This is a genomic window from Flavobacterium pectinovorum, assembly GCF_006438875.1.
GTDB lineage: Bacteria > Bacteroidota > Bacteroidia > Flavobacteriales > Flavobacteriaceae > Flavobacterium > Flavobacterium pectinovorum_A.
The window spans coordinates 63,436-87,957 of sequence record NZ_RCZH01000008.1 but is presented as its reverse complement, the minus strand read 5'-3'; the positions used below and the strand labels follow the sequence as shown (position 1 = coordinate 87,957).

Genomic DNA, 24,522 nt, shown 5'->3' with positions numbered 1-24,522 from the left:
TGATTTCTCCCTTTGGTCGAAATGACAAGATTGCGAATAATTTGGAATTTGGAATTTTTAAATTTGGAATTTTATTTAAAAGATGTATTACCTATTTGAAGAATTATTTTTCCCTCCCGTTTCAGAAGCCGACGAAGAAGGAATTCTGGCAATTGGCGGTGATTTAAATCCGGAACGATTAAAATTAGCATACAAAAGTGGAATCTTTCCTTGGTTTAATGAAGGAGAACCCATTCTTTGGTGGGCACCAGATCCCAGAATGGTTTTATTCTTGGATGAGTTAATTGTGTCCAAAAGCATGAGAAACATTTTGAATAGAAATCAGTTTAAAGTCACTTTTAATCAAAGTTTCAAAGAAGTGATTTCGAATTGTCAAAAAATTAAACGCGACGGTCAAAACGGAACGTGGATTTCAAATGAAATGATTGATGCGTATTGCAAATTAAATGAAGAAGGAATTGCAAAATCTGTTGAGGTTTGGCAAGATGAGGTTTTAGTCGGTGGTTTGTACGGAATCGATCTAGACCATGTTTTTTGTGGAGAAAGTATGTTTTCGAAAGTGTCAAATGCTTCAAAAGTAGCTTTTATTGCTTTGGTTGAGTATTTAAAGAAAGAAAATTACAAACTTTTAGATTGTCAGGTTTATAATCCACATTTAGAAAGTTTAGGCTGTCGCGAAATTGATCGTAAAGAATTTATGTTTATTTTAGAAAGTAAGAAGTAATGAGCGCAATTTATACTGTAAAGGAAATTTATATTTATCCGATAAAAAGTCTGGCTGGAATTAGTTGTCAGAATGCTTTCGCAGAAGAAATGGGATTCGAGAACGATCGCAGATGGATGCTAATTGATGCAGATAACCTATTTATAACACAAAGAGAGCATCGAATCTTAAGCCAGTTTTATCCGCAAATTTCAGATGGAAAAATCAGCATTACTTTTCAGGATCTTAAACACGAATTTTCTACTGATGAACATATAGATAACCCAATAAAAGTTGCTGTTTGGGATGATCAAAGTGAAGTGGTAGAAGTGAACCAATCTACTTCAAAATGGTTTAGCGAGCGTTTAGGTTTTGAATGTAAACTGGTGAAAATCATTAAAAGTGGAGATCGTAAACATGAAAGTTCAAGATTAAAAGAAACTTTTAATGTAAGTCTTGCCGATGGATATCCGTATTTAATGATTGGAACTAAAAGCCTGGATTTTTTAAATGAAAAATTAAATGAAAAAATCACTATTTTGAGATTTCGTCCAAACATTGTCATCAGCTCACAAAATGCTCATGAAGAAGATGATTTCGATACTTTTAAAATTGGAGAAGTTGATTTTAAAAATATAAAACCCTGCGGAAGATGCATTATGGTCAATAATGATCCTGAAAATGGTAAATTAAAAAAAGAACCTCTCAAAACCTTAAGTACATATCGAGTAGTGAATAATTCTGTTTTATTCGGAACTAATATTGTGAGTTTAAACAACGGAATTATAAGTGTTGGAGATGAAGTTGTATTCTAGAAATTCAATTTTGTAAAGCTCCAATCTATTGTATTAAAGAGAATTAATTCATTTTTTAAGGTAGGTAATTCCAAAATTAATTTTAAGGTTTCGTGCGCCATCATGGTACCAATAATTCCGGGGAGAGTTCCCAAAACGCCATTCACATTGCAATTTGGAACATCTTTTGGGTTTGGCATTTCAGAAAATAAATCGCGTAGATTTTTACTGCCGTTATGATTAAAAACAGCAATTTGACCTTCAAATTTTAAAATGCTTCCATATACCAAAGGTTTCTGTAATGCGACGCAAGTATCATTAACCAAATAACGTGTTTCAAAGTTATCAGAACCATCAACTATAATGTCGTATTGTCGAATAATTTCGGATGCATTTTCAGTTGTCAGTTTCTCATTAATAGCTTCAACTTCAATTAACGGATTTAGTTTTGAAAGGACTTCTTTGGCAACAAGAGATTTCCTTTGACCAATTTCATTTTCAGTATATAAAATCTGGCGATGTAAGTTGTGAATTTCGATAGTATCAAAATCCATAATTGTAATAAAACCTACACCAGCAGTTGAAATATATTGTAAAATCGGACAACCCAAACCTCCGGCGCCAATGACTAAAACCCTTGATTTTTTGAGTTTTTCCTGACCTTCATCGCCAATTTCAGGAAGAATGGTTTGTCTGTTATAACGTAAAAATTCTTTAATAACGCTCATGTTTTAATTTTAGATTGCTGATTTTAGATTTTAGATTGTTGGAATTTGGAATTTAAATTTTGAGATTTTTAACAATAACTTTTGTCCCAGTCTTTCCAAACAGGTTCATAACCGGAATTGGTTATAATTTGTGCTATTTCTTTTGCGGAACGTTCGTCGCTGATTTCGAACTGCTCGAGAGATTGCGGATCAACGACATAACCACCCGGATTTGTTTTTGAACCTGCACTCATACTTGTAACTCCAATTGGAATAATGTTATTTCTGAATTTTTCATTTTCACGAGTCGAAATAGAGATTTCAAGATCTTCATTCCACAAACGATAGGCGCAAATGAGCTGGGTTAAATCTTTATCATCCATAATAAAATTAGGTTCTATAATACCTTCGGCAGGACGTAATCTCGGAAATGAAACAGAATATTTGGTTTGCCAATATTTCTTCTGAAGATAATCCAGATGTAAAGCATTAAAAAAGCTGTCCGTTCGCCAATCTTCTAAACCTAATAAAACGCCTAATCCAATTTTATGAATTCCCGCAGTTCCAATACGGTCAGGAGTTTCCAGTCGGTATTCGAAGTTTGATTTTTTGCCTTTTGTATGGTATTTTTTATAGACTTCCTGATGATAAGTTTCCTGATATACTAAAACAGAATAAACTCCGGCTTCGTGCAAACGTTCATAATCCTCGGTAGAAAGCGGTTGAACTTCGACAGAAATAATCGAAAATTGTTCCCGAATTAAGGCGATTGCATTCAGGAAATAATTGATATTTACCGTATAATTCGCTTCGCCGGTTACCAATAAAACATGATCAAAACCACTGTTTTTTAACGCTTCAACTTCAAGTTTAATTTCGGCATCAGAAAGTGTTTTTCGTTTGATTTTATTGTCTAAACTAAAACCACAATAGGTGCAAATGTTCTGACATTCGTTACTCAAATAAAGCGGCGCATACATTTGTATTGTTTTTCCGAAACGCTTTTTGGTGATTTCATGGCATTGTTGTGCCATTTGCTCTAAATAGTTTTGTGCAACGGGAGAAATTAAAACTAAAAAATCATCGAGATTTCGTTTAGTTTTTGCCAATGAATATTCTACATCCCGGGTTGTAGCTTGGTATATTGTAGATTGGATGATGTCCCAATCGTATTGTTCAAAAACCGATTTAAATGTTTTCATTATATTGTGTTTTGTTTCACGCAGATTTTTACAGATTTAAGCGGATTTAAAATGATTTTATTTTCTATCTAAAATGTCTTAATTTGTAGTGTTTGTTATTGATTTTACATTTTATTAGCGATTCTTTTGATGTCGTTTAGAATATTTAGGGTATTGAAATTGACTAGTAATCCTAGTTTTTTATTTGTGAGTCTTAGATAAGTGTCAAGTTGTTTATAATGTATTGGCGATAAATCTTCAACAGATTTTAATTCAATTATTACTTTATCTTCTACTAAAAGATCTATTCTAAAAGCAGGCTCTAATGTTATCTCTCCGTAAGGAATGGTTACTTCAACTTGTTTTTGAACTTGTAAATCCGCTTTTGTCAGTTCATAAAACAAAGCACTTTCATAAACAGATTCAAATAAACCGGGTCCTAAATTATTATATACTTTAAAAATTGCTCCTCGTACTAGATATGATATTTCATTTTCTGTCATTATTCTTTAATTTAAATTTGATTCAAAATTAAAGAATTTTCTTTCTTTTTTTATCTGTTTTAAAATAGATTTTGCAGGTAAAAAAATCACTTTAAATCCGCTTAAATCTCCAAAAATCTGCGTTAAATAATTTTATTCATAAAGAAATGATGTCAGCGGGCTAGAAGCAACAGCATAATTTTGCTGATTAGCGATTTTAGCTTCGAATGCTTTTCGGCCCGCAATTACAGCTTCCTTAAAAGCTTCTGCCATTAGTTTTGGGTTTCCGGCAACAGCAATTGCAGTGTTGACCAAAACGGCATCGGCACCAATTTCCATTGCTTTTGCAGCATCAGACGGAGAACCAATTCCGGCATCTACAATTACAGGAACATTACTTTGCTCGATAATAATCTCCAGAAAATCGATTGTTTTTAAACCTTTATTACTGCCAATAGGAGAACCCAAAGGCATCACAGCTGTTGTTCCTGCACTCTCTAAATATTTGCACAAAACAGGGTCAGCATGTATATAAGGCAAAACAAAAAAGCCAAGTTTAGCCAGTTCCTCAGTTGCTTTTAAAGTTTCTATAGGATCTGGCATCAGGTATTTTGGATCTGGATGAATTTCTAGTTTTATCCAATTTGTTTCCAGGGCTTCGCGTGCTAATTGAGCTGCAAAAACCGCTTCTTTGGCATTTCTTGCGCCTGAAGTATTAGGTAATAAATTGATATTTGGATGTTTTAAATGTGCTAAAATAGCGTCGGTTTCTGTTTCCAGATCGATACGCTTTAAGGCGACAGTTACCAACTCGCTCTCTGAAGCTAAAATCGCTTCTTCCATTTCAAGGTTGGAACCAAATTTTCCGGTACCTAAAAACAAACGAGATTTGAAGGCTTTATCACCAATATTAAACAATGACGTTTGCATATAATTTTTCGTTGAGTTGTTGAATTAATTTTTCTTTTCGATCACTTTTAGTAATCATTCCGGAGACGGCAATTCCGTGAATTCCGGTTTCCATAAGTGGACAAATATCTTCTATTGTTATTCCGCCAATAGCGTAAACAGGAATTTTGAGATTGTTTTGTCTCATTTGTTTAAGGATATTAAAGTATCCTGATAAACCTAAAATAGGGCTTAACTTTTCTTTGGTTGGGGTGAATCGAAACGGGCCGAGACCAATATAATCACAGCCATTTTTTATATGGTTTTCAATATCTTCAAAGGTATTGGCTGTTCCTCCAATGATTTTTGTGTTTCCCAGAATTGCCCTTGCTTCGGCGATATTCATATCGGTTAAACCCAAATGCACGCCATCGGCAGCAATTTGTTGTGCCAGATAAAGGTTATCGTTCACAATGAAATTGGCGAGATATTCTTCGCATAAAAATTTTACAGCTTCCGCTAAAGCAAAAGTATTTTTAGCGGTTTGGTTTTTAAAACGCATTTGTACCCAATCGCATCCGGCATCTAATGCCTGATGAATGTTATACAATTGTTCTTCGATTGTTTTTCCCTGTGAGATGTATTGCAGTCTATTGTACATAATGATATCCGATTAATGTTGAAGTTGAACTCAGGTATTTTTCTATGTAGGTTTTAGCATTTTTGCAAGCTTCTTTCGGAGTTTGATTAAATGCCAGATTTGCGGCAATTGCTGCTGATAAAACACAGCCGGAACCGTGTTTTTCAAAGCATATTTTTTCGGAGGGCAATAAATCAATGATTTCGTTTTTAAGAAACAGCTGATCCGTACCAATTTTATCTAAATTATGCCCGCCTTTTAATAAAATGGAAGTTGGAATTTCATTTTGTAACCAAAGTTTGTCTGAAATAAAACCCGGAAATAAAACTTCTATTTCATTGTAATTGGGTGTAATCAAATCAATTTTAGATAAGATTTTATTTAAATCCAATTGATCTTCTATAGTCATGAATTCGAATTTTGTAGTCGATTTTAAAACAGGATCCCAAACGATTTGAGTAGTTGGAGATAGTAATTTTATAGTCGAAAGAATTCGGTTCAAATAATGTAGCGAAGGAACAATTCCTATTTTTACCGTTCTGATTTTATAGTTTTGAAATAAGGTTTCAATAGAGCGAATCACAAAACTCAAATTAGTCCATTCAATGTCAAAAAACTCATTTTCGGTCTGAATTGTATTTGCGGTGGTAATTGCAAAACCAGTTACCTGATGCTGCTCAAATGTTTTGATATCAGCCAAAACACCTGCGCCACCAGTTGGATCAAAACCTGCAATTGAAAGTGCTATTGGACGATTTTCTGACATAATTTGAATTGTTTTATTGGGTTTTCGTTATTCCAAATAGTTCCTAAAAGAGCTACATCATCAAAACCATTTTCAAGTGTTTTTGTGATGTTTTCAGAATCAATTCCGCCTAAAGCGATGACTTTTGCTTTGTAATTTGTTCTTGATTTTAATACTTCAAAAATATTTTCTTTTGGATGATAATTTTCCTTAGAGATACTTTTATAAACAGGACTTAGAAAAGCATAATTAAAACAATCTTCCAAAGCATTGAAATCTTCGATGGAATGCGTTGATGTTGATTTATACCCACAAGGTTTTGAAAACCTTGCAGGAGAATCGAGATTGTGTGCTCTTGCTTTTTCAGAAAAGTGTATCCGATTAATTCCAAAATCTTTTGCCAATTGATGATGACTGTGTAAAACCAGATTAGGACGATATTCCAATTTAATCCGATCGATAAATTCCGCTATTTCAATCTCAGAAAAATCAGGTTTCCGAATATGAAGCAAAGACAATCCTTCTTCAAATAAAGAATCAATAATGTTGATTTCATTTGCTATAGCAGAAGGATTTGTAATCACAATCATAATCTTTTCTCTTGATTCTTTCTTCTATTTTCTTTTTAGATATAAATCTCTTTCCCTTGTTCAATAAACTCTTCTGATTTTTCCTGCATACCTTTTTCGGCTGCTGCTACATCGCGAATTTCCTGAGATATTTTCATCGAACAGAATTTTGGTCCGCACATCGAACAGAAATGAGCTACTTTTGCACCATCAGCTGGAAGGGTTTCATCATGAAATTCTCTCGCCGTATCCGGATCTAATGATAAATTAAACTGGTCTTCCCAACGGAATTCAAAACGAGCTTTACTCAATGCATTGTCACGATATTGTGCTCCCGGATGACCTTTGGCTAAATCAGCAGCGTGAGCCGAGATTTTATAAGTGATAACACCATCTTTTACGTCTTTTTTATTAGGTAAGCCAAGATGCTCTTTTGGTGTAACATAACACAACATAGCACAACCGTACCAACCAATCATAGCGGCTCCAATTGCCGATGTAATATGATCGTAACCCGGTGCAATATCAGTTGTTAATGGTCCAAGTGTATAAAAAGGAGCTTCGCTGCAATGTTCTAATTGTTTGTCCATATTTTCTTTAATCATGTGCATTGGCACGTGACCAGGACCTTCGATAAAAACCTGAACATCATGTTTCCAGGCAATTTTAGTCAGTTCGCCTAATGTTTCTAATTCGGCAAATTGAGCAGCATCGTTGGCATCGGCAATAGATCCCGGACGTAAACCATCGCCTAATGAAAATGCTACATCATATTGTTTCATGATTTCGCAGATTTCCTCAAAATGGGTATATAAAAAGTTTTCTTTGTGATGAAACAAACACCATTTTGCCATAATAGAGCCGCCACGAGAAACGATTCCGGTAACGCGGTCAGCGGTTAAATGAATGTAACGCAACAAAACTCCGGCATGAATTGTAAAGTATGAAACACCTTGTTCTGCTTGTTCGATAAGGGTATCACGAAAAACTTCCCAAGTTAAATCTTCGGCGATTCCTTTTACTTTTTCTAAAGCCTGGTAAATAGGAACGGTACCAATTGGAACTGGCGAATTACGAATAATCCATTCTCTGGTTTCGTGAATGTTTTTTCCTGTAGATAAATCCATAATTGTATCAGCTCCCCAACGGCAAGCCCAAACTGCTTTTTCAACCTCTTCTTCAATGCTGGAAGTCACGGCACTATTACCAATATTAGCATTTATTTTTACCAGAAAATTGCGACCCACAATCATAGGTTCGCTTTCAGGATGGTTTATATTGTTTGGAATTATGGCTCTTCCGCAAGCAACTTCGCTGCGAACAAATTCAGGGGTGATTTTGCTTTTTGGCGTGTTGGCTCCAAAACTATGTCCGGCATGCTGGCATTGCATCGCTTTGGTTTGTTCGTTCAAAAGTTCGATACGTTGATTTTCGCGAATGGCGATATATTCCATTTCAGGAGTAATGATTCCTTGTTTTGCGTAGTACAATTGCGTGACGTTTGCACCTTTTTTAGCACGCTTTGGCTGATGTAAATATTCAAAACGCAGGTGATTTAAACTTTCATCTTTCAATCGGGTTTGACCGTAATCAGAAGATATTTCGTTTAGAATTTCAACATCATTTCGATTTAGAATCCAGTTTTCGCGTAAGCGTGGAAGTCCTTTTCGAATGTCGATTTCGATGTTTGGATCAGTATATGCACCTGAAGTGTCGTAAATTGTTACAGGTGGATTTTTCTCAATTCCGCCGTTAGAAAGTTTGGTATCGCTAAGAATCACTTCGCGCATAGCCACTTCTATGGGGTGAATTTCACCTTTTACATATACTTTTTTGGAGTTTGGAAAAGGGGTTCTGGAGATTTTTTCTTCGTTAGTCATAGGAAGTAGTTTAGTGTTGTTGTTTTTTTGTTTCAGGTTTCTGTAGAGATGCACAGCAGTGCGTCTACGACTTGTATGTCAATTGGAATATAGAATTTATCCCGAAGCCTCGGTATTGGAATTTGTTTTTTCTGCTAGGGATAGAAGTGGAAAGCCCGCAAAGGAGGAAACCGTAAAAAATAAGGATTAGGAAAGCGACCAACGGAAGCTTTGCTAAGACTATATTTTTTTTGGTTGACGACTGCGGACTTGAAACGGATAGCCCGTTTAAGCAGCCATATTATCCACCTTGAGTAGCAGAAACAATAAGAATTTCGTCAGTTTCGGATACAAAATGGTGGTTCCAATTGATTTTTGGAACAACGGTATTGTTAATGGCAACGGCAATTCCGTTTTGTTTATTGGGAATTTCGAGATCGAGCAATGATTGAACGCTTAGCGATTCAGCATCGAATTGTTTGATTTGTTGGTTGATTTTTAGTTCCATTCCTTTTGAATTTAGAGATTGTTGAGAGGCACTGCCGTGCATCTCTACTCTAGGAATGGCTACAATTGCGCATAAAAATGCGCGCAGAAGTCATCTTACTTTTCCCTACGCTAGTATGAACTAGATCAGGTTCAGAGGGTAAAATCTCAGCCTACTTTATTAGTAGACACCCCTAAAGTGTGAAGCAAATATAATGTTTTTTTTAAAGTTTTCAGTCTCGGTTCTCAGTTTTCAGTCTTTAACTTAAAATAACAAGCTTTAAAAAACTGAAAACTTTGACTGTGACTCAGACTAAAGACTGCGACTGAAAACTGTTTTACTTGACCCTCGTCCAGCAATCTTCGGCGTGATCGTTGACCATTCCGGTGGCTTGCATGTGCGCGTAAATTACGGTTGAACCAACAAATTTAAATCCTCTTTTTTTTAAATCTTTACTAATTTCATCAGAAAGTGGAGTAGTAGCGGGAACGTCTTTTGATGTTTTCGGATTGTTGATGATGGGTTTTCCATTGGTGAATTTCCAAATATAATCGGAGAAACTTTCAAATTCTTCCTGAATTTTCAGGAATGCCTGAGCATTTGAAACCGCCGATTTTATTTTAAGTTTATTACGGATAATTCCAGTGTCTTGTAATAATTCTTCGATTTTATCTTCAGAATAATTGGCTATTTTTTTATAATCAAAATGATCAAAGGCATTTCTGAAATTCTCTCTTTTGTTTAAGATAGTGATCCAGCTTAAACCTGCCTGAAAAGTCTCCAAAATTAAAAACTCGAATAAAGTCGCGTCGTCGTAAACTGGAACGCCCCATTCTTCGTCATGATATTTTTTGTATAAATCGCTGGCAGTGCACCAGCCACATCGAATAGGTTCTTGTACTGTCATTATTCTTGATCTTTATTTTGTGAATTTGGGTCGTTTTCCAGGTATTTTTTTATCAGATGATGTCCTGCATAAATTAGTGGAGTTAATACAACAGCAACGGTAAGCTTGAATATATATCCAGTTAAACCTGATGAAATAAAGGTGTCAAAATCAATTTTTCCGGGTAACCAAAATGCGATTCCAAGTACAATAAAAGAGTCAAATAATTGTGAAATTACGGTAGATCCGGTCGTTCTAAGCCATATTTTTCTTTCTCCGGTTCGTCTTTTGAAAAACCAAAAGATCCATACATCGATTAATTGCGACGCCATAAAAGCGATTAAGCTACCTACAATAATCCACATACTTTGCCCGAAAACTGCTTGAAATTGCTCGTCATTTACGGGACTTATTCCTTTTGCAGCTGGAATAACGATTGCCATAAATAATATTAAAAATGCATACGCAATTAAACAAGCGGTTATAAAAGAGAGTTTTTTTACTCCCTTTTCTCCAAAATACTCATTGATTAAATCTGTTGTAAGAAATACAATGGGCCACGGCAAAATTCCGATACTCATGACAAATGGTCCAATTTGAATTAATTTTCCTCCAATAAGCTCTGCAACAACAGCGTTGGTTATAAAAATACCTGCTAAAATTACAAAAACGATTTCTTTTCTGGTTTTAAACATATTGATGTAATAAATGACATTTCAAATTTAAACTATTTCTTTATAACTGGAAATGTATAATTATTAATTAAGTCTAGTTAGATACTAGTCTGAAAGTTAAAATTTTCATTCTAATACTGATTTTTAGTTACATTTGGAACCATAACATGTTTAATTTTATATTGAATCAAATTACTAATAATGAAAAAAATAATAACGATTTTTCTCATGGGAACAACTTTATTTGCGGTAAACGCACAAACTAATTCGGATAATCCATTGCTTAAAAAATGGACAGGACCTTACGGAGGAGTTCCTGCTTTTAATGAGTATAAAGTATCGGATTTTAAACCTGCGCTTCAATTTGCAATTCAGGAAAAATTAAATGAGGTTGATGCTATTGTAAACAATCCCAAAGTACCAACTTTTGATAATACCATTGCTGCCATGGAGCGTTCAGGTCAAACGGCATCTCGAATTTATGCCGTTTATGGGATTTACGGTTCGACTTTAAGTACTCCTGAATTTGATGCTGTTGAAACAGAAATGTCTCCTAAATTAGCTGCTTTCAATGACAAAATTTTGCAAAACAAAAAATTGTTCCTGAGAATAGAAACTTTATATAACTCAAAGGAAAGTAAAAAACTTACAAGCGAGCAACAACGATTAATTTGGTTATATTATACTGATTTTGTTCGTGAGGGTGCTAAATTAAATGAAAAAGATAAAGAAAAAGTAGCTAAAATTAATCAGGAATTAGCAAGTCTTTTTACAAAGTTCAGTCAAAATTTATTGGCAGAAGAGCATAATCAATATGTAGCATTAAAAACAGAAAGTGATTTTGATGGTTTGCCAACCGAAGTAAAAAATGCTGCAATTGCTGAGGCAAAAAGCAGAAAGTTGGATGTTTTAGGTTGCGTTGCAAATACTCGTTCTTCTATTGAGCCGTTTTTGACTTTCTCGACTCGCAGAGATTTAAGAGAAAAAGCATTTGATATTTTTGTAAAGCGTGGTGATAATGGAAATGCAAATGATAACAATGCTACACTTGTTTCTATTTTGCAATTGCGTACTCAAAAAGCAAATCTATTAGGTTTTCCTACTTTTGCAGATTGGAGTTTGTCGAACAAAATGGCAAAAGATCCTAAGAAAACTTTAGATTTAATGTTATCAGTTTGGGAGCCTGCGGTAGAAAAGGTACATCAGGATGTTGCCGAAATGCAGAAAATTGTTGATGCTGAAGGTGGGAAATTTAAAATTCAACCTTGGGATTATCGTTATTATGCTGAGAAAGTAAGAAAAGCAAAGTATGATTTGGATCAAAATGAAGTTAAACCCTACTTGCAATTAGAAAACTTACGTGAAGGTATGTTTTGGGTTGCCGGTGAATTATTTAATTTAAGCTTTAAGCAAATTACAACTGTTCCCGTATATCATCCGGATGTACGTGTTTGGGAAGTAAGTAATAAAGTTACAGGTAAAGTTGTTGGGTTGTGGTATTTTGATCCTTATGCGCGTACCGGAAAACGTTCTGGTGCATGGATGAATGCCTATCGCGAGCAGCAAAGAATGGATGGAGATGTTCTTACAATTGTGTCTAATAATTGTAATTTTATAAAAGGAACTGCAAATGAACCGATTTTAATTTCCTGGGAAGATGCAACAACTTTATTCCATGAATTTGGTCATGCACTTCACGGATTGTGTTCTAATGTAACATATCCTAGTTTATCAGGTACAAATGTTGCGAGAGATTACGTAGAATTTCCTTCGCAATTGTTGGAACACTGGTTATCTACTCCCGAAGTATTGAATAAATTTGCTTTGCATTATAAAACAAATCAACCATTGCCGCAAGCATTGGTGGACAGAATTGAAAAAGCAGCTAATTTTGGTGAAGGTTTTTCTACTGTAGAAACTATTTCAAGTTCTTTAATTGACATGAAACTTCACTTAGCAACAACAACTATTGATCCTCATAAATTCGAAAAAGAAACTTTAGATGCGCTTCATATGCCGTCAGAAATTGTGATGCGTCACAGAATTCCTCAATTCGAACATATTTTCTCTGGTGATGGATATGCTGCCGGATATTACAGTTATTTATGGGCAGATGTTATTAATGCAGATGCTTGGGAAGCTTTTACTGAAGGAAAAGGACCGTATGATAAAGAAGTTGCTAAACGTCTTTACGATGATATTTTTAGTGTAGGAAACACTATTGATCAGGAGAAAGCTTATGAAAATTTTAGAGGAAGAGCTCCGAAATCTGATGCTTTAATGCGTGCGAGAAATTTTCCTATAATAGATAAAAAATAGTAAAATTAGATTTTTATTGAAATCCCTGGATAATGTAATTATTCGGGGATTTTTTTTATTTTAATTTGGAATTTGAGTAGTCGCCAGCTTTAGTTCAATGTCATTAAGTTAAGGGAATATTGCCGAATAAATCTCGCGCAAAGTCGCAGAGTCGCAAAGAAAATGTATGTAAACTTGGCGGCTTTGCGACTTTGCGCGATTTTTTTTCCAGTCTTAATTATCTAAAAAAAGCTTAACTTAATGACATTGTGCTTTAGCTGGAGATATTTAAAATAGGAATTATAAGGCTTTAGCCAAATCACGCATTTTTGGCTAAAGCCATTCAAACTGATTTATATAAACTCCAGCTAAAGCTGGAGCCTATTCAAAAAATGCCCGGATTTTTACAAGAGATCTATTCGATACAGTATTCGAAAATCTTGTTAGATTATTGGATAGAAACTTTTGTGAAGTACTCTTTTTCTGATTAGCTTTAAATTATAAACTCTTGATTAATCTTATGAATCAAGAAATTATTAAACAAAAAAAAGCCCGAATAAATTAATATTCGGGCTTTTTATATTGAAATAATAATATATTAACCTAAAGTAACTCTTTTGAAACCTGTAATTTCAACGTTGAATCCTTTAACGTAATCGCTTACTTTTTTACTGTCATCTTTGATAAAGTTTTGATCTAATAAAGCTTTCTCTTGATCTAAAGTAGTATTGTCAGAGATGAAACGTTGAACTTTTCCTGGAATAATTTTATCCCAAATTTGTTCTGGTTTACCTTCAGCTTTTAATTCAGCTTTAGCATCTTCTTCGGCTTGTTTTATAACTTCTTCAGTTAATTGAGAGAAAGAGATATATTTAGGAACATTTTTTAAAGTTTTTCCTAAACGTTTTGCTTCTTCATTTTCTTTTTCGATTATAGCAATACGAGCAGCAAGCTCAGAAGCAACGAAAGCAGGATCAAAATCTTTGTAAGATAATGTATCAGCTCCCATAGAAGCAACTTGCATAGAGATGTCTTTAGTTAAAACGTCACCATTAGCAATTGGTGCAGAAATTGAAGTTAATGCAGCAATTTTGTTAACGTGAACATAAGATCCAACGAAAGCGCCTTCTAAGATTTCAAAACCACCGATTTCGATTTTTTCACCGATAACACCAGTTTGCTCGATTAATTTTTCAGCAACAGTAATTCCGTTGAAATCTGAAGCTAAAAATTCTTCTTTAGAAGAGAAGTTAATAGCTCTTTCTACTAATTCTTTAGCTAAAGTTACGAAAGCCTCATTTTTACCTACGAAATCTGTTTCGCAGTTTAAAGTGATAATAGCTCCTTTAGTTTTGTCAGCATTAACAAAAGAAACAGCAGCACCTTCAGAAGACTCACGGTCAGAACGGTTAGCAGCAACTTTTTGTCCTTTTTCTCTAAGGTTTTGTATCGCTTTATCGAAATCTCCATCAGCTTCAACTAAAGCTTTTTTACAGTCCATCATTCCGGCACCTGTAGTTTGTCTTAATTTATTTACGTCTGCAGCAGTAATTGTTGCCATAATATTTTGAATTTTAATGTTAAAAGTAAAAATTCCATCTTCTAAATCCCAGACTCCAATTTTATTAAATTATCAACATAAAGTTTTTAATTTTGTATTTGGAATTTGGAATTTAAAATTTGGAATTTAAATTTGATTTATTCTTCAGTTGCAGCAGGAGCAGCAGCTTCAACAGCTGGTGCAGCAGGAGCAGCTTCTACAGCAGCAGGAGCCGCAGCTTCTTCTGTTGTAGCTTCAGTTTCTTTGTCAGAACCTCTGTCAGAAAGACCGTCGATTACAGCAGCAGTAACTAAAGATAAAATTTTGTCAATTGATTTAGAAGCATCATCATTTGCAGGAATAACGTAATCAACCTCTCTTGGGTCAGAATTCGTATCAACCATTGCGAAAACTGGAATGTTTAATTTTTGTGCTTCTTTTATTGCGATATGTTCAGCTTTGATATCTACTACGAACAATGCAGCTGGTAGTCTAGACATGTCAGCGATTGAACCTAAGTTTTTCTCTAATTTAGCACGTAGACGATCAACTTGCAAACGCTCTTTTTTAGATAACGTCATGAAAGTACCATCTTTCTTCATTTTATCAATAGAAGACATTTTTTTAACTGCCTTTCTGATAGTTACAAAGTTAGTTAGCATTCCACCAGGCCATCTTTCAGTGATGTAAGGCATGTTTGCAGCTTTTGCTTTTTCAGCAACGATGTCTTTTGCTTGTTTTTTGGTAGCTACGAATAAGATTTTTCTACCTGATGCAGCGATTTTTTTCAAAGCTTCGTTAGCTTCTTCAATTTTTGCTGCAGTTTTATATAGATTGATAATGTGAATACCATTACGCTCCATATAAATGTAAGGGGCCATGTTTGGATCCCATTTTCTAGTCATGTGTCCAAAGTGAACACCTGCTTCTAGTAAGTCTTTAACTTCTATTTTGTTTGCCATTTTTGTACTAGTTTACGTTCTGTTGATTAGCAATGTATAAATGGCGGTTTCCCAGGCTTTATACATTTAGATGCTAAACTATTTCCTACCTCGATAGGAGAGCAACAACAACTGTGTTTTTTAATTTCAATAAATTGATAATGTCTTGTACCATATGCACAAGACAGGTAATATTAACGTTTAGAGAATTGGAATCTCTTACGAGCTTTCTTCTGGCCGAATTTCTTACGTTCAACCATTCTTGGATCTCTTGTTAATAAACCTTCTGGTTTAAGGATAGCTCTGTTTTCAGCATTTACTTCACACATAACGCGTGCTAATGCCATTCTTACAGCTTCTGCCTGACCAGTTGAACCACCTCCGTAAACGTTTACTTTTACATCAAAGTTGTTTACATTTTCTGTCATAGACATTGGTTGTAAAACTTTGTATTGTAAAGTTGCAGTTGGAAAGTAAGTTGCGAATTCTTTTTTGTTTACAGTGATTTTTCCTGTTCCTTCAGAAACATATACACGTGCAACAGCGGTTTTTCTTCTACCGATTTTGTGAATAACTCCCATTACTTAAGATCGTTTAGGTTAACAGTTCTAGGTTTTTGAGCTCCTTGTTTGTGCTCAGACCCTACAACAACATTTAGATTTCTAAAAAGTTCAGCTCCTAATTTGTTTTTAGGTAACATTCCTTTTACAGCTTTTTCTACTAGTAATGCAGGGTTTTTAGATTGCAATACTTTAGCAGTTAAAGTTCTTTGTCCTCCTGGGTAACCTGTATGACGTACGTAAACTTTGTCATCCATTTTTCTACCTGTAAGGTTAATTTTTTCTGAGTTGATAACAATTACGTTATCTCCACAGTCAACGTGTGGTGTGTAACTAGGCTTGTACTTACCTCTTAAGATCATTGCAACCTTTGAAGCAAGACGTCCTAAGTTATGACCTTCAGCGTCAACAACAATCCACTCTTTAGTTACAGTGGCTTTGCTAGCTGAAACTGTTTTGTAGCTTAATGCGTCCATAATATTATTTTAATTAAACATTCCATCCCCAATAAAGGGGATGCAAAAGTACAATTAATTATTTTAAAACCAAATACCTGAAAAGAATATTTTATCTGCTGAAAATCAGGGCATCAGTTTTATATTTAAAACAATAAAAAAAAACCACCTTCACAATAACGCGAAGGTGGTTCAATATTTAGAATTTTTTGTACTAAACAATAAATAAATTTGCAATATCTACAACTTGTTGGGTTGTAAGTGGCTCATCATAAGCTTCTGATCCTGCAGCGGCGCCAAATGCGGTTGCTGTATTGAATCCTGCCTGCATTGTTAATCCTTCGCCATTATAAACCGCTTGCGTGGCTGATGGCATTCCTGCTCCTCTTTCGTCGTTAGAAATCCATCCTTTTAATCCGCGCAGTCTTCTTACTTCTGAAGCATGACGTGCTTCTACAGAGTGAATTTGTAATGCGGCAGTTAATAAGTCCGGTGCCGAAATTAAATTTGCAGCCTGACCTTTATAAGCTCTTACGCCTGTATCTTCAAACGCTTGTGCCAATGCCAGAAAGGTTGGGTAATCTCCAAAAGGATCAAAAGCACCTCCAACAGTAAAATCAAAGGTAGGTTTTGTAACAAAATTGGCGCTCATTGTTCCTCCTAATCCCGCAATTAAAAATTTAACGTGATCAGATTCATGTGCCGCTATTTGTTGAAAAACTTTTAAATCTCGTCCTCCATTTTCTGATGCAGGAATTACTCCGGAATCTAATGCCATTGCATAAAATTCGTTTTCAAGGTATTCTAAAGTTAAGGCAAATTGCAAAGCTCCAATGGGAGTTGCCGGTGTTGCAGTAATATCTTTTGCTAATGCTTTATTGGCGAAAGCGGATAATCCAAAAGGAATTGATGCCATTGCCAGTGTTTTTCCAATATTTCCAAACTGATTAAAACTGTCTCTTCTTGAACCAGTGCTTCTCATTAAGCTATCATCAGTAAATGTTTCTATAAATTTTAAAATATTCATAATTTCTAAGTTTTAGCTAGTTAGGATTAAGGTAAGTATTTGGCAGTAAATTTTGTAGTAATGAAACCTCCGGCAATAGGTAGAATTTTAGAAGGATCTTTGGCAGCATCCAAACCTGTAGAAGTGCTTATGATATCATCACCTGCAAAATCGCTTGAATTTGGATTGATTAAACTTCTTATTGCTGAAGCGTGTCTTGCTTCAACCGAAACAATTTTTCCGGCTAATAAAAGATAGTCAGGGCTTTTAATCAATTTTCCAGCTCCGTTATAAGCGGCAACTCCGGTATCTTCCAACGCTTTTGCTGTTGCAAGAACCTCACTACGACTATTAAAATTCATAGAACCATAATTAAATGCTAAAGAAGGCAATAATTGAGTACTTGGGTTAGGAAGCGCTCCCGACAATGCAGCTTTGAAAAAATCTCTGTGAATTACTTCGTGGTGATACAAGTCGGTTAGCACTTGTCGTTCGATATCATTAAAAGTTGTATTGAAGTTTGATGCATTTACAACTTTAGTATAAAAATCAGCTTCTAATTGTTCTAAAGCGTAAGCGTAAGTAAGGACTCCAAAATCTCCGGATCCCAAATCAAACACGCCATTTCTAATCCCGGGCAATGAAGTATCTTCCATCGGAGAATCATTGTCATCATTATTGCTGCAGCCAGCGATAACCAAACCTGCACTAACTAGTGTTAATCCGCTGAGCTTAAGAAAGCTCCTTCTGTTATTCAATGAAGGGTCTACTTCATGAATTTTAACTTCGTTTTTCATAATCAAGGTCTTTTATAAGGTTAATAACATATATTAAGGTATTAACGAGATTTTAAGAGATGCGGTTTTGGAAAATCGCACTTTTTTAATTTTATTTTAAAAAGATCCTGTGAATTCAAATACTGGTAGGGGATTTTTGTTTTATTTTAGGTAATTCTACTATATTTGTATTAATTACATAAAATTATTTTTAAATGAAAGCTAAAGCAACTCTAAAACAAATTGCGAAAGAACTTGGTGTTTCTGTTTCGACTGTTTCTAAGGCGTTAAATGACAGCCCTGAAATTAGTGAGCAAACGAAGGTGAAGATTAAGGAGTATGCCAAACTCAAAAATTATAAGCCTAACGTTATTGGTTTGAATCTGAAGAATCGTAAAACCAAAACGATAGGAGTAATTATACCTAATATATTAAACTCCTTTTTTGCAAAGGTTTTTAGTGGTATCGAAAAAGTAGCCGATAAAAAAGGATATAATGTAATTACATGTATTTCGAACGAATCCTTAGAGAAAGAAATTCATACACTTGAAATGTTAAGCAACGGGACAATTGATGGATTTATTCTTTCGGTCTCAGAAGAAGCTCAGAAATTACAAGACTACAGCCATTTTTCTGCTATTATTAATGATGGAACTCCAATTGTAATGTTTGACCGAATTGCTGATGAAGTAGAATGTGACAAGGTTGTGGTTGATGATTTTGATTCGGCTTTAAATTCTACACAGCATTTAATTGACTTAGGATGTGTAAATATCGCTCTAATTTCTTCTGTAGATAATTTAAGTGTTGGAAAATTAAGAGCTGATGGATATTTGAAAGCTTTAAAAGACAACAATATTCCGGTAAACGAAAAAATCATTCTTCGTACTGATTCTGAAGATGATATGAAAGCCAAGATAGATGCTATTTTTGATAATAAAATTGATGCAATCTTTGCTTTGGATGAAAATGATTCAGTTGCTGCTTTACGAATTAGTTTGAAAAAAGGATTCAGAGTTCCAGAAGATATTTCGATAATTGGTTTTGCCGATGGAATTTTGGCTTCAAGACGTTTGTCTCCAAGTTTGACAACTGTAAGTCAACATGGAATTGAAATTGGAGAAGTTGCTGCTAAAAGATTAATCGAACGTTTAGAAGAAAAAGAAGGTGAAACGACAGATTATGAAACAATCGTCATCAAAACAAAATTGAAAGAACGAGAATCAACAAGAAAAAAATAAGCATAAAAAATAATACATAAAAAAAAACCATCAGATGAAACTGATGGTTTTTTTATTCAATTCTCCTGAATAAATTTGATTAAGTAAACAAAAAGAATAACAACAATAAGTTTAATTCTAAAGGTTCTCTGTTGCTTTGCTTTTAGAATGTAGCCGTCTTTTTTTAATTCCCAAGTAAATAATAATTCAAATAAAGTTTTTTTAGGTTTTAAAAGAAAATCTGAAAGCTGATAGCTTTTATTTACCTTTCTTAATATTTCCTCTTCTTCTTTTTTATTTGCTAATTGGATCGCTTTATCTATTTCTGAAGTATCAACATTTCTATTTGATAATTCATATTTGGCAAGATAAAGTGCATCGCGATTCCATTTCTTTGGAGAACCAACTATATTTAGTAATTCTTCCGTAGTTCTGGTTTTTATAGGAGGTTTAAAATTGTCTGCCATTCTGGTTTTCTATTAATAGAATCTAAAAATCTAAAATCAACAATCTGAAATCTAAAATTATTAATGCGCCGCTAACCAATCTTTACCAATACCAATTTCTACATCTAAAGGAACGCTCATTATAAAAGCATTTTCCATTTCGTGTTTGATCATTGGTTGAATTTTTTCGAGTTCATCGTTGTGAACATCAAACACAAGCTCATCATGAACCTGAAGCAGCATTCTTGATTTCCAGTTTTCTTCTTTTAGTTTTTTATGAATGTTGATCATCGCGATTTTAATCACATCGGCAGCACTTCCCTGAATTGGTGCGTTCACGGCATTTCGTTCGGCGGCGCTTCTAACCACAGCATTTGCCGAGTTAATGTCTTTTAAATATCGGCGACGGCCTAAAATCGTTTGTACATATCCTTTTTCGCGGGCAAATTGAATTTGTTCATTGATATAAGATCTTAATCTTGGGTATGTTTTGTAATACGCTTCAATTAAGGCAGCACTTTCGCTACGAGATAAAGAGGTTTGACTGCTTAAGCCAAAAGCAGAAACTCCGTAGATAATTCCAAAGTTTACGGTTTTTGCATTGCTTCTTTGTTCGCGTGAAACTTCATCCAAAGGCACATAAAAAACTTTTGAAGCTGTAGCTTTGTGAATATCTTCTCCGTTTTTGAAAGCGGCAATCATATTTTCTTCTCCGCTTAAAGCGGCAATAATTCTTAATTCTATTTGAGAGTAATCGGCAGAGATTAAAGTATGGTTTTCATCGCGTGCCACAAAAGCTTTACGAATCTGACGACCTCTTTCAGTACGAATTGGGATATTTTGCAGGTTAGGATTATTAGAACTTAGACGACCGGTTGCGGCAACCGTTTGCATATAATCGGTATGAACGCGCAACGTTTTCTTGTCTACTTGTTCCGGCAAAGCCAGGATATACGTGCTTTGCAATTTCACCATTTGACGCCAATCCAGAATTTCTTTTACGATTGGATTGTCATTGGCTAAATAAGTCAAAACTTCCTCGCCAGTCGCATATTGACCAGTTTTAGTTTTCTTTTGCTTTGCTCCGCCAATTTTCATTTTATCAAACAAAATATCTCCTAATTGTTTCGGCGAAGCCAAATTAAATTTTTCGCCTGCACTTTCGTATATTTTTTGTTCCAAAGATTTAATCTCTACATCCATTTCGGTAGACATTGCTTTTAGAAAGTCAACGTCAAGACGAATTCCTTCTGTTTCCATGGCGGCTAAAACGCTTACTAATGGAATTTCGATTTCATCAAATAACTTTTTAGTTTCTGTTTTATCTAATTCTGTTGTAAAGATTTCTTTCAATTGAAAAGTTACATCAGCATCTTCTGCGGCATATTCCTTGACATCTTCAAGAGCTACGTCACGCATTGTAATTTGATTTTTTCCTTTTTTTCCAATTAATGCTTCAATTGATTTTGGAGCATATTTCAAATAAGTTTCTGATAAAATATCCATATTGTGACGCATATCCGGATTGATCAGATAATGCGCAATCATGGTGTCAAAAAGTTTTCCTTTTACGATTACACCATAATTAGAAAGGATTTTTAAATCATATTTTAGATTCTGCCCAATTTTTTCGATGTTTTCATTCTCAAAAAACGGTCTGAATTTTTCAATTAAAGTCTGAGCTTCTTCCTGACTTTCCGGAAACGGAACATAAAAGCCTTTTCCTTTTTCGTATGAGAAAGCAATTCCTACCAATTCAGCATGCAAAGCATCCAAACCAGTAGTTTCGGTATCAAAACAAACAGAAGTTTGGTTTTGTAAATTTTGCAATAGCAATTTTATTCCTAAATCACCTTGGATAAGCTGGTAGGAATGAGGTGTGTTTTCTAAAGTATTGTAAAAAGAAGTTCTTGGTGTTTCTGCATCTTCTTCTGTAGAACCACCTCCAAAAAGATCAAATTGATCTTCATTCTTGGGTTGTGGTTTTTTATATAATTTAGGGTCAGAAGCCGGAGCAGAAGCTGCTAATTCATTACCACCGCCAACTTTAAACAAGTTGTCAAATTGTTCCGCCATTCTTCTGAATTCTAATTCCTGAAAAATAGCATCTGTTTTTTCGATATCAGGACGTGTTAACTCATAATCGTTTTCATTAAAAGTTACCGGACAATCTAATATTATAGTAGCTAATGTTTTAGATAATAATCCTTTTTCTTTATTGGCTTCAATATTCTCTTTCATTTTTCCTTTCAGCTTGTCGGTATTTGCCAGAAGGTTTTCCATCGTGCCAAATTCTTTCAGAAGTTTTTTTGCGGTTACTTCACCAACACCCGGAAGCCCGGGGATATTATCGGCAGCGTCACCCATCATTCCAAGAAAATCGATTACTTGTTCAGGGCGATCAATTTCGAACTTTGCCAGAACTTCAGGAACTCCCCAAATTTCAATTCCGTTACCCATACGAGCCGGTTTGTACATAAAGATATTCTCAGAAACCAATTGTGCAAAATCCTTATCAGGAGTTACCATAAAAACTTTGTAGTTTTCTTTTTCGGCTTGTTTTGCAATTGTTCCTATTAAATCGTCGGCTTCAAAACCTGCTACTTCTATAATTGGAATATGCATTGCTTTTAATAATTCGCATATATAAGGAACAGCAATTTTGATCGCTTCTGGTGTCACATCACGGTTTGCCTTGTATTCCGGGAATAAATCGTTACGCAACTGACTTCCGCCTTTATCAAAAGCTACAGCCAAATGATCTGGTTTTTCACGTTTAATAACATCCAAAAGCGAATTCATGAAACCCATGATTGCTGATGTATCCATTCCTTTAGAGTTAATTCGCGGATTTTTTATGAAGGCATAATAACCACGAAAAATTAAAGCGTAAGCATCGAGAAGAAAAAGACGTTTTTGAGTTGACATAAAAAAAAATATTAGTCCGTAAAAATAAACAATTGGGTTTTAAAAACGATTCGGTTCTTAAAAATAAACACAAATTTAAAATAAGAATGTTTTTCTACCATATTATGTAGAGATGCACAGCAGTGCATCTATGGTTTAGATGGATTTTTTCCATATAAGTTATATAAGTTCATTTAAGTAAAGGCGCATAGCAATGCGTCTATGTTTGTGCGGTTACATCTGGTTTGTTTTATGTAAACACCATATTACACGTATTTTAATATGAACTTATATAACTTATATGGTAAAAAAACTCCCAATAGTTAATGTCAAGTTAAATTATTTATGTTCAGAGGTTTCTTCATTTTGTCTTCATATTACAGGGGTAAATTTGATCTGTAAAATAAAAGGTATTAATATAAAAATTAGAAATCATGAGAAATTTTTTGATGTTACTAGTAGCCGTTTTAGGAACAAGTGTAATGGTTAGTGCATTTCCTGCAAAAGGAACAAAACCGACTCCTGCAAAAGAAGTTAAAGCAACAAAAGAACCTAAAAAGAAATCTGATAAAAAAGCAAAATCAGAAAAAAAAGCAGCTCCAAAAGCAGAAGCTACTAAAGCAAAAAAATAAAAAAAAGAACAAAAGAGCATAAAAAAAATAAAAAGTAATTAATTTAAATTTAAAAGTTATGAAAAATCTAGTTATGTTACTCGTGGCAGTTTTAGGAACAAGTGCAATGGTTAGCGCACAAACTACACCAACTCAGGCAGCGCCTGCAAAAGAGGTTAAAGCTACCAAATCTCACAAACACCATGCTGATAAAAAAGCAAAATCAGAGAAAACTGAAGCTCCAAAAGCAGATGCAACTAAAATGAAATAATAAAAATTGTTTTTGTTTTGTTTTCAAAGCATTGTGAAGGAGACAAAACAGAAGTAATGATTATGGAGAATGCGGTTGAGGAAAAGCTGGTAAAGAAATTTATCAGCTTTTTTTGATTCGTTAATTTTTTAATAATGCGTAACAGGGCTTTTTATAATTACTTAAATTTAGTTGCGCTTAAATGCTATTTTTATGAATATTTTGATTGTTGAAGATAATAAGGAACTTGCTGTAGAGGTTTACGATTTTTTGTGCAACGTGGGTTATGTTTGCAAAATAGCACATAATTGTGCCGATGCACTTGAGGAAATCAATAGCAATGATTATGATGCAATGCTATTGGATCTTGGTTTGCCTGACGGAGATGGTTTTGAGGTTTTGCAAACAGTCCGAAAAACCAAATCAAAAATAGCGGTAATTGTCCTGACAGCTCGTGGAGAATTAGACGACAGAATAAACGGTTTGCATTTGGGTGCTGATGATTATTTGACAAAACCGTTTGCACTGACAGAACTAAGTGCGCGATTGTTTGCCGTGATTCGCAGGATTCATGGTTTTACTTTGAATAGTTTGAGCATTCACGGATTTTTGCTGCAACTTCAGGATTATAAAGTGAGTTATGATGAAATCCCGATAAATTTGACCAAGAAAGAGTTTGATATTTTCCAATATTTAGTTTTGAATAAAAACAGGGTTATTACAAGATTACAGTTAACAGAACATATTTGGGGAGACATTCTCGAAGTAAATTCGGATTCTAATTTTATAGATGTTCATGTTCGAAATCTTCGAAAAAAATTAGATAAACACAGGGCAATTGACTGGTTTGAAACTGTGCGAAATGTTGGATATCGTATTAATGAGTAAATAAATAAC

General features: G+C 34.4%; 26 protein-coding genes and 1 riboswitch. Of the genes, 7 read left to right on the top strand and 19 right to left on the bottom strand.

Annotated features, from left to right (window positions below):
• The first annotated feature begins 82 nt into the window (after positions 1–82).
• Positions 83–724 carry a leucyl/phenylalanyl-tRNA--protein transferase gene (gene aat, locus EAH81_RS13325; RefSeq protein WP_140507824.1) on the top strand — a complete coding sequence of 214 codons (642 nt, stop codon included), beginning with the start codon at positions 83–85 and terminating at the stop codon, positions 722–724.
• A complete protein-coding gene (locus EAH81_RS13320) occupies positions 724–1,518 on the top strand; it encodes an MOSC domain-containing protein (protein WP_140507821.1) in 795 nt (264 codons plus the stop codon). The genes aat and EAH81_RS13320 overlap by 1 nt, the downstream gene beginning before the upstream one ends.
• Here the strand turns inward: EAH81_RS13320 and EAH81_RS13315 are convergent.
• The 11 genes from EAH81_RS13315 to EAH81_RS13265 form a co-directional block, all read right to left on the bottom strand.
• The gene (locus EAH81_RS13315; RefSeq protein WP_140507819.1) at positions 1,515–2,225 is read right to left on the bottom strand and encodes a HesA/MoeB/ThiF family protein; all 711 of its coding nucleotides are present in this window, start codon (positions 2,223–2,225) and stop codon (positions 1,515–1,517) included. The genes EAH81_RS13320 and EAH81_RS13315 overlap by 4 nt on opposite strands.
• A gap of 68 nt (positions 2,226–2,293) precedes the next feature.
• Positions 2,294–3,406 (bottom strand): 2-iminoacetate synthase ThiH, encoded by a 1,113-nt coding sequence (gene thiH, locus EAH81_RS13310; protein WP_140507817.1) that lies wholly within the window; start codon positions 3,404–3,406, stop codon positions 2,294–2,296.
• A 104-nt stretch (positions 3,407–3,510) separates the two neighbouring features.
• Entirely contained in the window at positions 3,511–3,888 is a 378-nt protein-coding gene (locus tag EAH81_RS13305; protein WP_140507815.1) for a GxxExxY protein, read from the bottom strand.
• Between the two features lie 132 nt (positions 3,889–4,020).
• Positions 4,021–4,797 (bottom strand): thiazole synthase, encoded by a 777-nt coding sequence (locus EAH81_RS13300; RefSeq protein WP_140507813.1) that lies wholly within the window; start codon positions 4,795–4,797, stop codon positions 4,021–4,023.
• Positions 4,778–5,416: a thiamine phosphate synthase gene (locus EAH81_RS13295; protein ID WP_140507810.1), complete on the bottom strand. Its 639-nt coding sequence runs from the start codon at positions 5,414–5,416 to the stop codon at positions 4,778–4,780. The genes EAH81_RS13300 and EAH81_RS13295 overlap by 20 nt, the downstream gene beginning before the upstream one ends.
• Positions 5,406–6,161 carry a hydroxymethylpyrimidine/phosphomethylpyrimidine kinase gene (locus EAH81_RS13290; RefSeq protein WP_140507808.1) on the bottom strand — a complete coding sequence of 252 codons (756 nt, stop codon included), beginning with the start codon at positions 6,159–6,161 and terminating at the stop codon, positions 5,406–5,408. Before EAH81_RS13290 ends, EAH81_RS13295 begins: the two co-directional genes overlap by 11 nt.
• On the bottom strand, positions 6,140–6,730 hold the full coding sequence (locus EAH81_RS13285; protein ID WP_140507806.1) for a thiamine phosphate synthase: 591 nt from the start codon (positions 6,728–6,730) through the stop codon (positions 6,140–6,142). The genes EAH81_RS13290 and EAH81_RS13285 overlap by 22 nt, the downstream gene beginning before the upstream one ends.
• A gap of 35 nt (positions 6,731–6,765) precedes the next feature.
• Positions 6,766–8,589: a phosphomethylpyrimidine synthase ThiC gene (gene thiC, locus EAH81_RS13280; RefSeq protein ID WP_140507804.1), complete on the bottom strand. Its 1,824-nt coding sequence runs from the start codon at positions 8,587–8,589 to the stop codon at positions 6,766–6,768.
• A 280-nt stretch (positions 8,590–8,869) separates the two neighbouring features.
• A complete protein-coding gene (gene thiS / locus EAH81_RS13275) occupies positions 8,870–9,076 on the bottom strand; it encodes a sulfur carrier protein ThiS (protein WP_140507801.1) in 207 nt (68 codons plus the stop codon).
• A gap of 85 nt (positions 9,077–9,161) precedes the next feature.
• Positions 9,162–9,260: riboswitch (TPP riboswitch) on the bottom strand.
• A 132-nt stretch (positions 9,261–9,392) separates the two neighbouring features.
• Positions 9,393–9,962 carry a DNA-3-methyladenine glycosylase I gene (locus EAH81_RS13270; RefSeq protein WP_140507799.1) on the bottom strand — a complete coding sequence of 190 codons (570 nt, stop codon included), beginning with the start codon at positions 9,960–9,962 and terminating at the stop codon, positions 9,393–9,395.
• On the bottom strand, positions 9,962–10,636 hold the full coding sequence (locus EAH81_RS13265) for a queuosine precursor transporter (RefSeq protein WP_140507796.1): 675 nt from the start codon (positions 10,634–10,636) through the stop codon (positions 9,962–9,964). The genes EAH81_RS13270 and EAH81_RS13265 overlap by 1 nt, the downstream gene beginning before the upstream one ends.
• Before the next feature lie 180 nt (positions 10,637–10,816).
• Here EAH81_RS13265 and EAH81_RS13260 point away from each other — a divergent pair, with 180 nt between their 5' ends.
• A complete protein-coding gene (locus EAH81_RS13260) occupies positions 10,817–12,934 on the top strand; it encodes a M3 family metallopeptidase (protein ID WP_140507794.1) in 2,118 nt (705 codons plus the stop codon).
• Between the two features lie 577 nt (positions 12,935–13,511).
• Here the strand turns inward: EAH81_RS13260 and tsf are convergent.
• From tsf to EAH81_RS13230, 6 genes are all read right to left on the bottom strand, one after another.
• Entirely contained in the window at positions 13,512–14,474 is a 963-nt protein-coding gene (gene tsf, locus EAH81_RS13255) for a translation elongation factor Ts (RefSeq protein WP_140507792.1), read from the bottom strand.
• Between the two features lie 137 nt (positions 14,475–14,611).
• Entirely contained in the window at positions 14,612–15,415 is an 804-nt protein-coding gene (gene rpsB, locus EAH81_RS13250; RefSeq protein WP_140507788.1) for a 30S ribosomal protein S2, read from the bottom strand.
• Between the two features lie 173 nt (positions 15,416–15,588).
• Complete coding sequence (gene rpsI, locus EAH81_RS13245; protein WP_007808909.1) at positions 15,589–15,975, bottom strand: 30S ribosomal protein S9; 387 nt, start codon at positions 15,973–15,975, stop codon at positions 15,589–15,591.
• Positions 15,975–16,430, bottom strand: coding sequence for a 50S ribosomal protein L13 (gene rplM, locus EAH81_RS13240; RefSeq protein WP_140507786.1), 456 nt, complete (start codon positions 16,428–16,430; stop codon positions 15,975–15,977). The genes rpsI and rplM overlap by 1 nt, the downstream gene beginning before the upstream one ends.
• Before the next feature lie 193 nt (positions 16,431–16,623).
• The gene (locus tag EAH81_RS13235; protein ID WP_140507784.1) at positions 16,624–17,436 is read right to left on the bottom strand and encodes a ferritin-like domain-containing protein; all 813 of its coding nucleotides are present in this window, start codon (positions 17,434–17,436) and stop codon (positions 16,624–16,626) included.
• A gap of 26 nt (positions 17,437–17,462) precedes the next feature.
• A complete protein-coding gene (locus EAH81_RS13230; RefSeq protein ID WP_140507782.1) occupies positions 17,463–18,212 on the bottom strand; it encodes a ferritin-like domain-containing protein in 750 nt (249 codons plus the stop codon).
• A 194-nt stretch (positions 18,213–18,406) separates the two neighbouring features.
• Between EAH81_RS13230 and EAH81_RS13225 the strand changes: the two genes are divergently transcribed.
• On the top strand, positions 18,407–19,432 hold the full coding sequence (locus tag EAH81_RS13225) for a LacI family DNA-binding transcriptional regulator (RefSeq protein ID WP_140507780.1): 1,026 nt from the start codon (positions 18,407–18,409) through the stop codon (positions 19,430–19,432).
• 56 nt (positions 19,433–19,488) lie between these two features.
• Here the strand turns inward: EAH81_RS13225 and EAH81_RS13220 are convergent, their stop codons facing one another.
• Together EAH81_RS13220 and polA are read right to left on the bottom strand one after the other, a co-directional pair.
• Positions 19,489–19,878: a hypothetical protein gene (locus tag EAH81_RS13220; protein WP_140507777.1), complete on the bottom strand. Its 390-nt coding sequence runs from the start codon at positions 19,876–19,878 to the stop codon at positions 19,489–19,491.
• A gap of 60 nt (positions 19,879–19,938) precedes the next feature.
• Positions 19,939–22,785 carry a DNA polymerase I gene (gene polA / locus EAH81_RS13215; RefSeq protein WP_140507775.1) on the bottom strand — a complete coding sequence of 949 codons (2,847 nt, stop codon included), beginning with the start codon at positions 22,783–22,785 and terminating at the stop codon, positions 19,939–19,941.
• A gap of 413 nt (positions 22,786–23,198) precedes the next feature.
• Between polA and EAH81_RS13210 the strand changes: the two genes are divergently transcribed.
• From EAH81_RS13210 to EAH81_RS13200, 3 genes are all read left to right on the top strand, one after another.
• Positions 23,199–23,396, top strand: coding sequence for a hypothetical protein (locus EAH81_RS13210; RefSeq protein ID WP_140507772.1), 198 nt, complete (start codon positions 23,199–23,201; stop codon positions 23,394–23,396).
• Positions 23,397–23,454: 58 nt separating this feature from the next.
• Positions 23,455–23,646 (top strand): hypothetical protein, encoded by a 192-nt coding sequence (locus EAH81_RS13205; RefSeq protein ID WP_140507769.1) that lies wholly within the window; start codon positions 23,455–23,457, stop codon positions 23,644–23,646.
• Positions 23,647–23,838: 192 nt separating this feature from the next.
• Entirely contained in the window at positions 23,839–24,513 is a 675-nt protein-coding gene (locus tag EAH81_RS13200) for a response regulator transcription factor (protein WP_140507766.1), read from the top strand.
• Positions 24,514–24,522: the final 9 nt, after the last annotated feature.

Coding starts and splice junctions, on each gene's coding strand:
- tsf (WP_140507792.1), bottom strand. CDS start 14,474: ATGGCAACAATTACTGCTGCAGACGTAAATAAATTAAGACAAACTACA.
- EAH81_RS13265 (WP_140507796.1), bottom strand. CDS start 10,636: ATGTTTAAAACCAGAAAAGAAATCGTTTTTGTAATTTTAGCAGGTATT.
- EAH81_RS13205 (WP_140507769.1), top strand. CDS start 23,455: ATGAAAAATCTAGTTATGTTACTCGTGGCAGTTTTAGGAACAAGTGCA.
- thiS (WP_140507801.1), bottom strand. CDS start 9,076: ATGGAACTAAAAATCAACCAACAAATCAAACAATTCGATGCTGAATCG.
- EAH81_RS13235 (WP_140507784.1), bottom strand. CDS start 17,436: ATGAATATTTTAAAATTTATAGAAACATTTACTGATGATAGCTTAATG.
- rpsB (WP_140507788.1), bottom strand. CDS start 15,415: ATGGCAAACAAAATAGAAGTTAAAGACTTACTAGAAGCAGGTGTTCAC.
- EAH81_RS13225 (WP_140507780.1), top strand. CDS start 18,407: ATGAAAGCTAAAGCAACTCTAAAACAAATTGCGAAAGAACTTGGTGTT.
- thiC (WP_140507804.1), bottom strand. CDS start 8,589: ATGACTAACGAAGAAAAAATCTCCAGAACCCCTTTTCCAAACTCCAAA.
- EAH81_RS13305 (WP_140507815.1), bottom strand. CDS start 3,888: ATGACAGAAAATGAAATATCATATCTAGTACGAGGAGCAATTTTTAAA.
- EAH81_RS13315 (WP_140507819.1), bottom strand. CDS start 2,225: ATGAGCGTTATTAAAGAATTTTTACGTTATAACAGACAAACCATTCTT.
- polA (WP_140507775.1), bottom strand. CDS start 22,785: ATGTCAACTCAAAAACGTCTTTTTCTTCTCGATGCTTACGCTTTAATT.
- thiH (WP_140507817.1), bottom strand. CDS start 3,406: ATGAAAACATTTAAATCGGTTTTTGAACAATACGATTGGGACATCATC.
- EAH81_RS13285 (WP_140507806.1), bottom strand. CDS start 6,730: ATGATTGTGATTACAAATCCTTCTGCTATAGCAAATGAAATCAACATT.
- EAH81_RS13200 (WP_140507766.1), top strand. CDS start 23,839: ATGAATATTTTGATTGTTGAAGATAATAAGGAACTTGCTGTAGAGGTT.
- EAH81_RS13300 (WP_140507813.1), bottom strand. CDS start 4,797: ATGCAAACGTCATTGTTTAATATTGGTGATAAAGCCTTCAAATCTCGT.
- aat (WP_140507824.1), top strand. CDS start 83: ATGTATTACCTATTTGAAGAATTATTTTTCCCTCCCGTTTCAGAAGCC.
- rplM (WP_140507786.1), bottom strand. CDS start 16,430: ATGGACGCATTAAGCTACAAAACAGTTTCAGCTAGCAAAGCCACTGTA.
- EAH81_RS13270 (WP_140507799.1), bottom strand. CDS start 9,962: ATGACAGTACAAGAACCTATTCGATGTGGCTGGTGCACTGCCAGCGAT.
- EAH81_RS13320 (WP_140507821.1), top strand. CDS start 724: ATGAGCGCAATTTATACTGTAAAGGAAATTTATATTTATCCGATAAAA.
- EAH81_RS13230 (WP_140507782.1), bottom strand. CDS start 18,212: ATGAAAAACGAAGTTAAAATTCATGAAGTAGACCCTTCATTGAATAAC.
- EAH81_RS13290 (WP_140507808.1), bottom strand. CDS start 6,161: ATGTCAGAAAATCGTCCAATAGCACTTTCAATTGCAGGTTTTGATCCA.
- EAH81_RS13220 (WP_140507777.1), bottom strand. CDS start 19,878: ATGGCAGACAATTTTAAACCTCCTATAAAAACCAGAACTACGGAAGAA.
- EAH81_RS13260 (WP_140507794.1), top strand. CDS start 10,817: ATGAAAAAAATAATAACGATTTTTCTCATGGGAACAACTTTATTTGCG.
- rpsI (WP_007808909.1), bottom strand. CDS start 15,975: ATGGGAGTTATTCACAAAATCGGTAGAAGAAAAACCGCTGTTGCACGT.
- EAH81_RS13210 (WP_140507772.1), top strand. CDS start 23,199: ATGAGAAATTTTTTGATGTTACTAGTAGCCGTTTTAGGAACAAGTGTA.
- EAH81_RS13295 (WP_140507810.1), bottom strand. CDS start 5,416: ATGTACAATAGACTGCAATACATCTCACAGGGAAAAACAATCGAAGAA.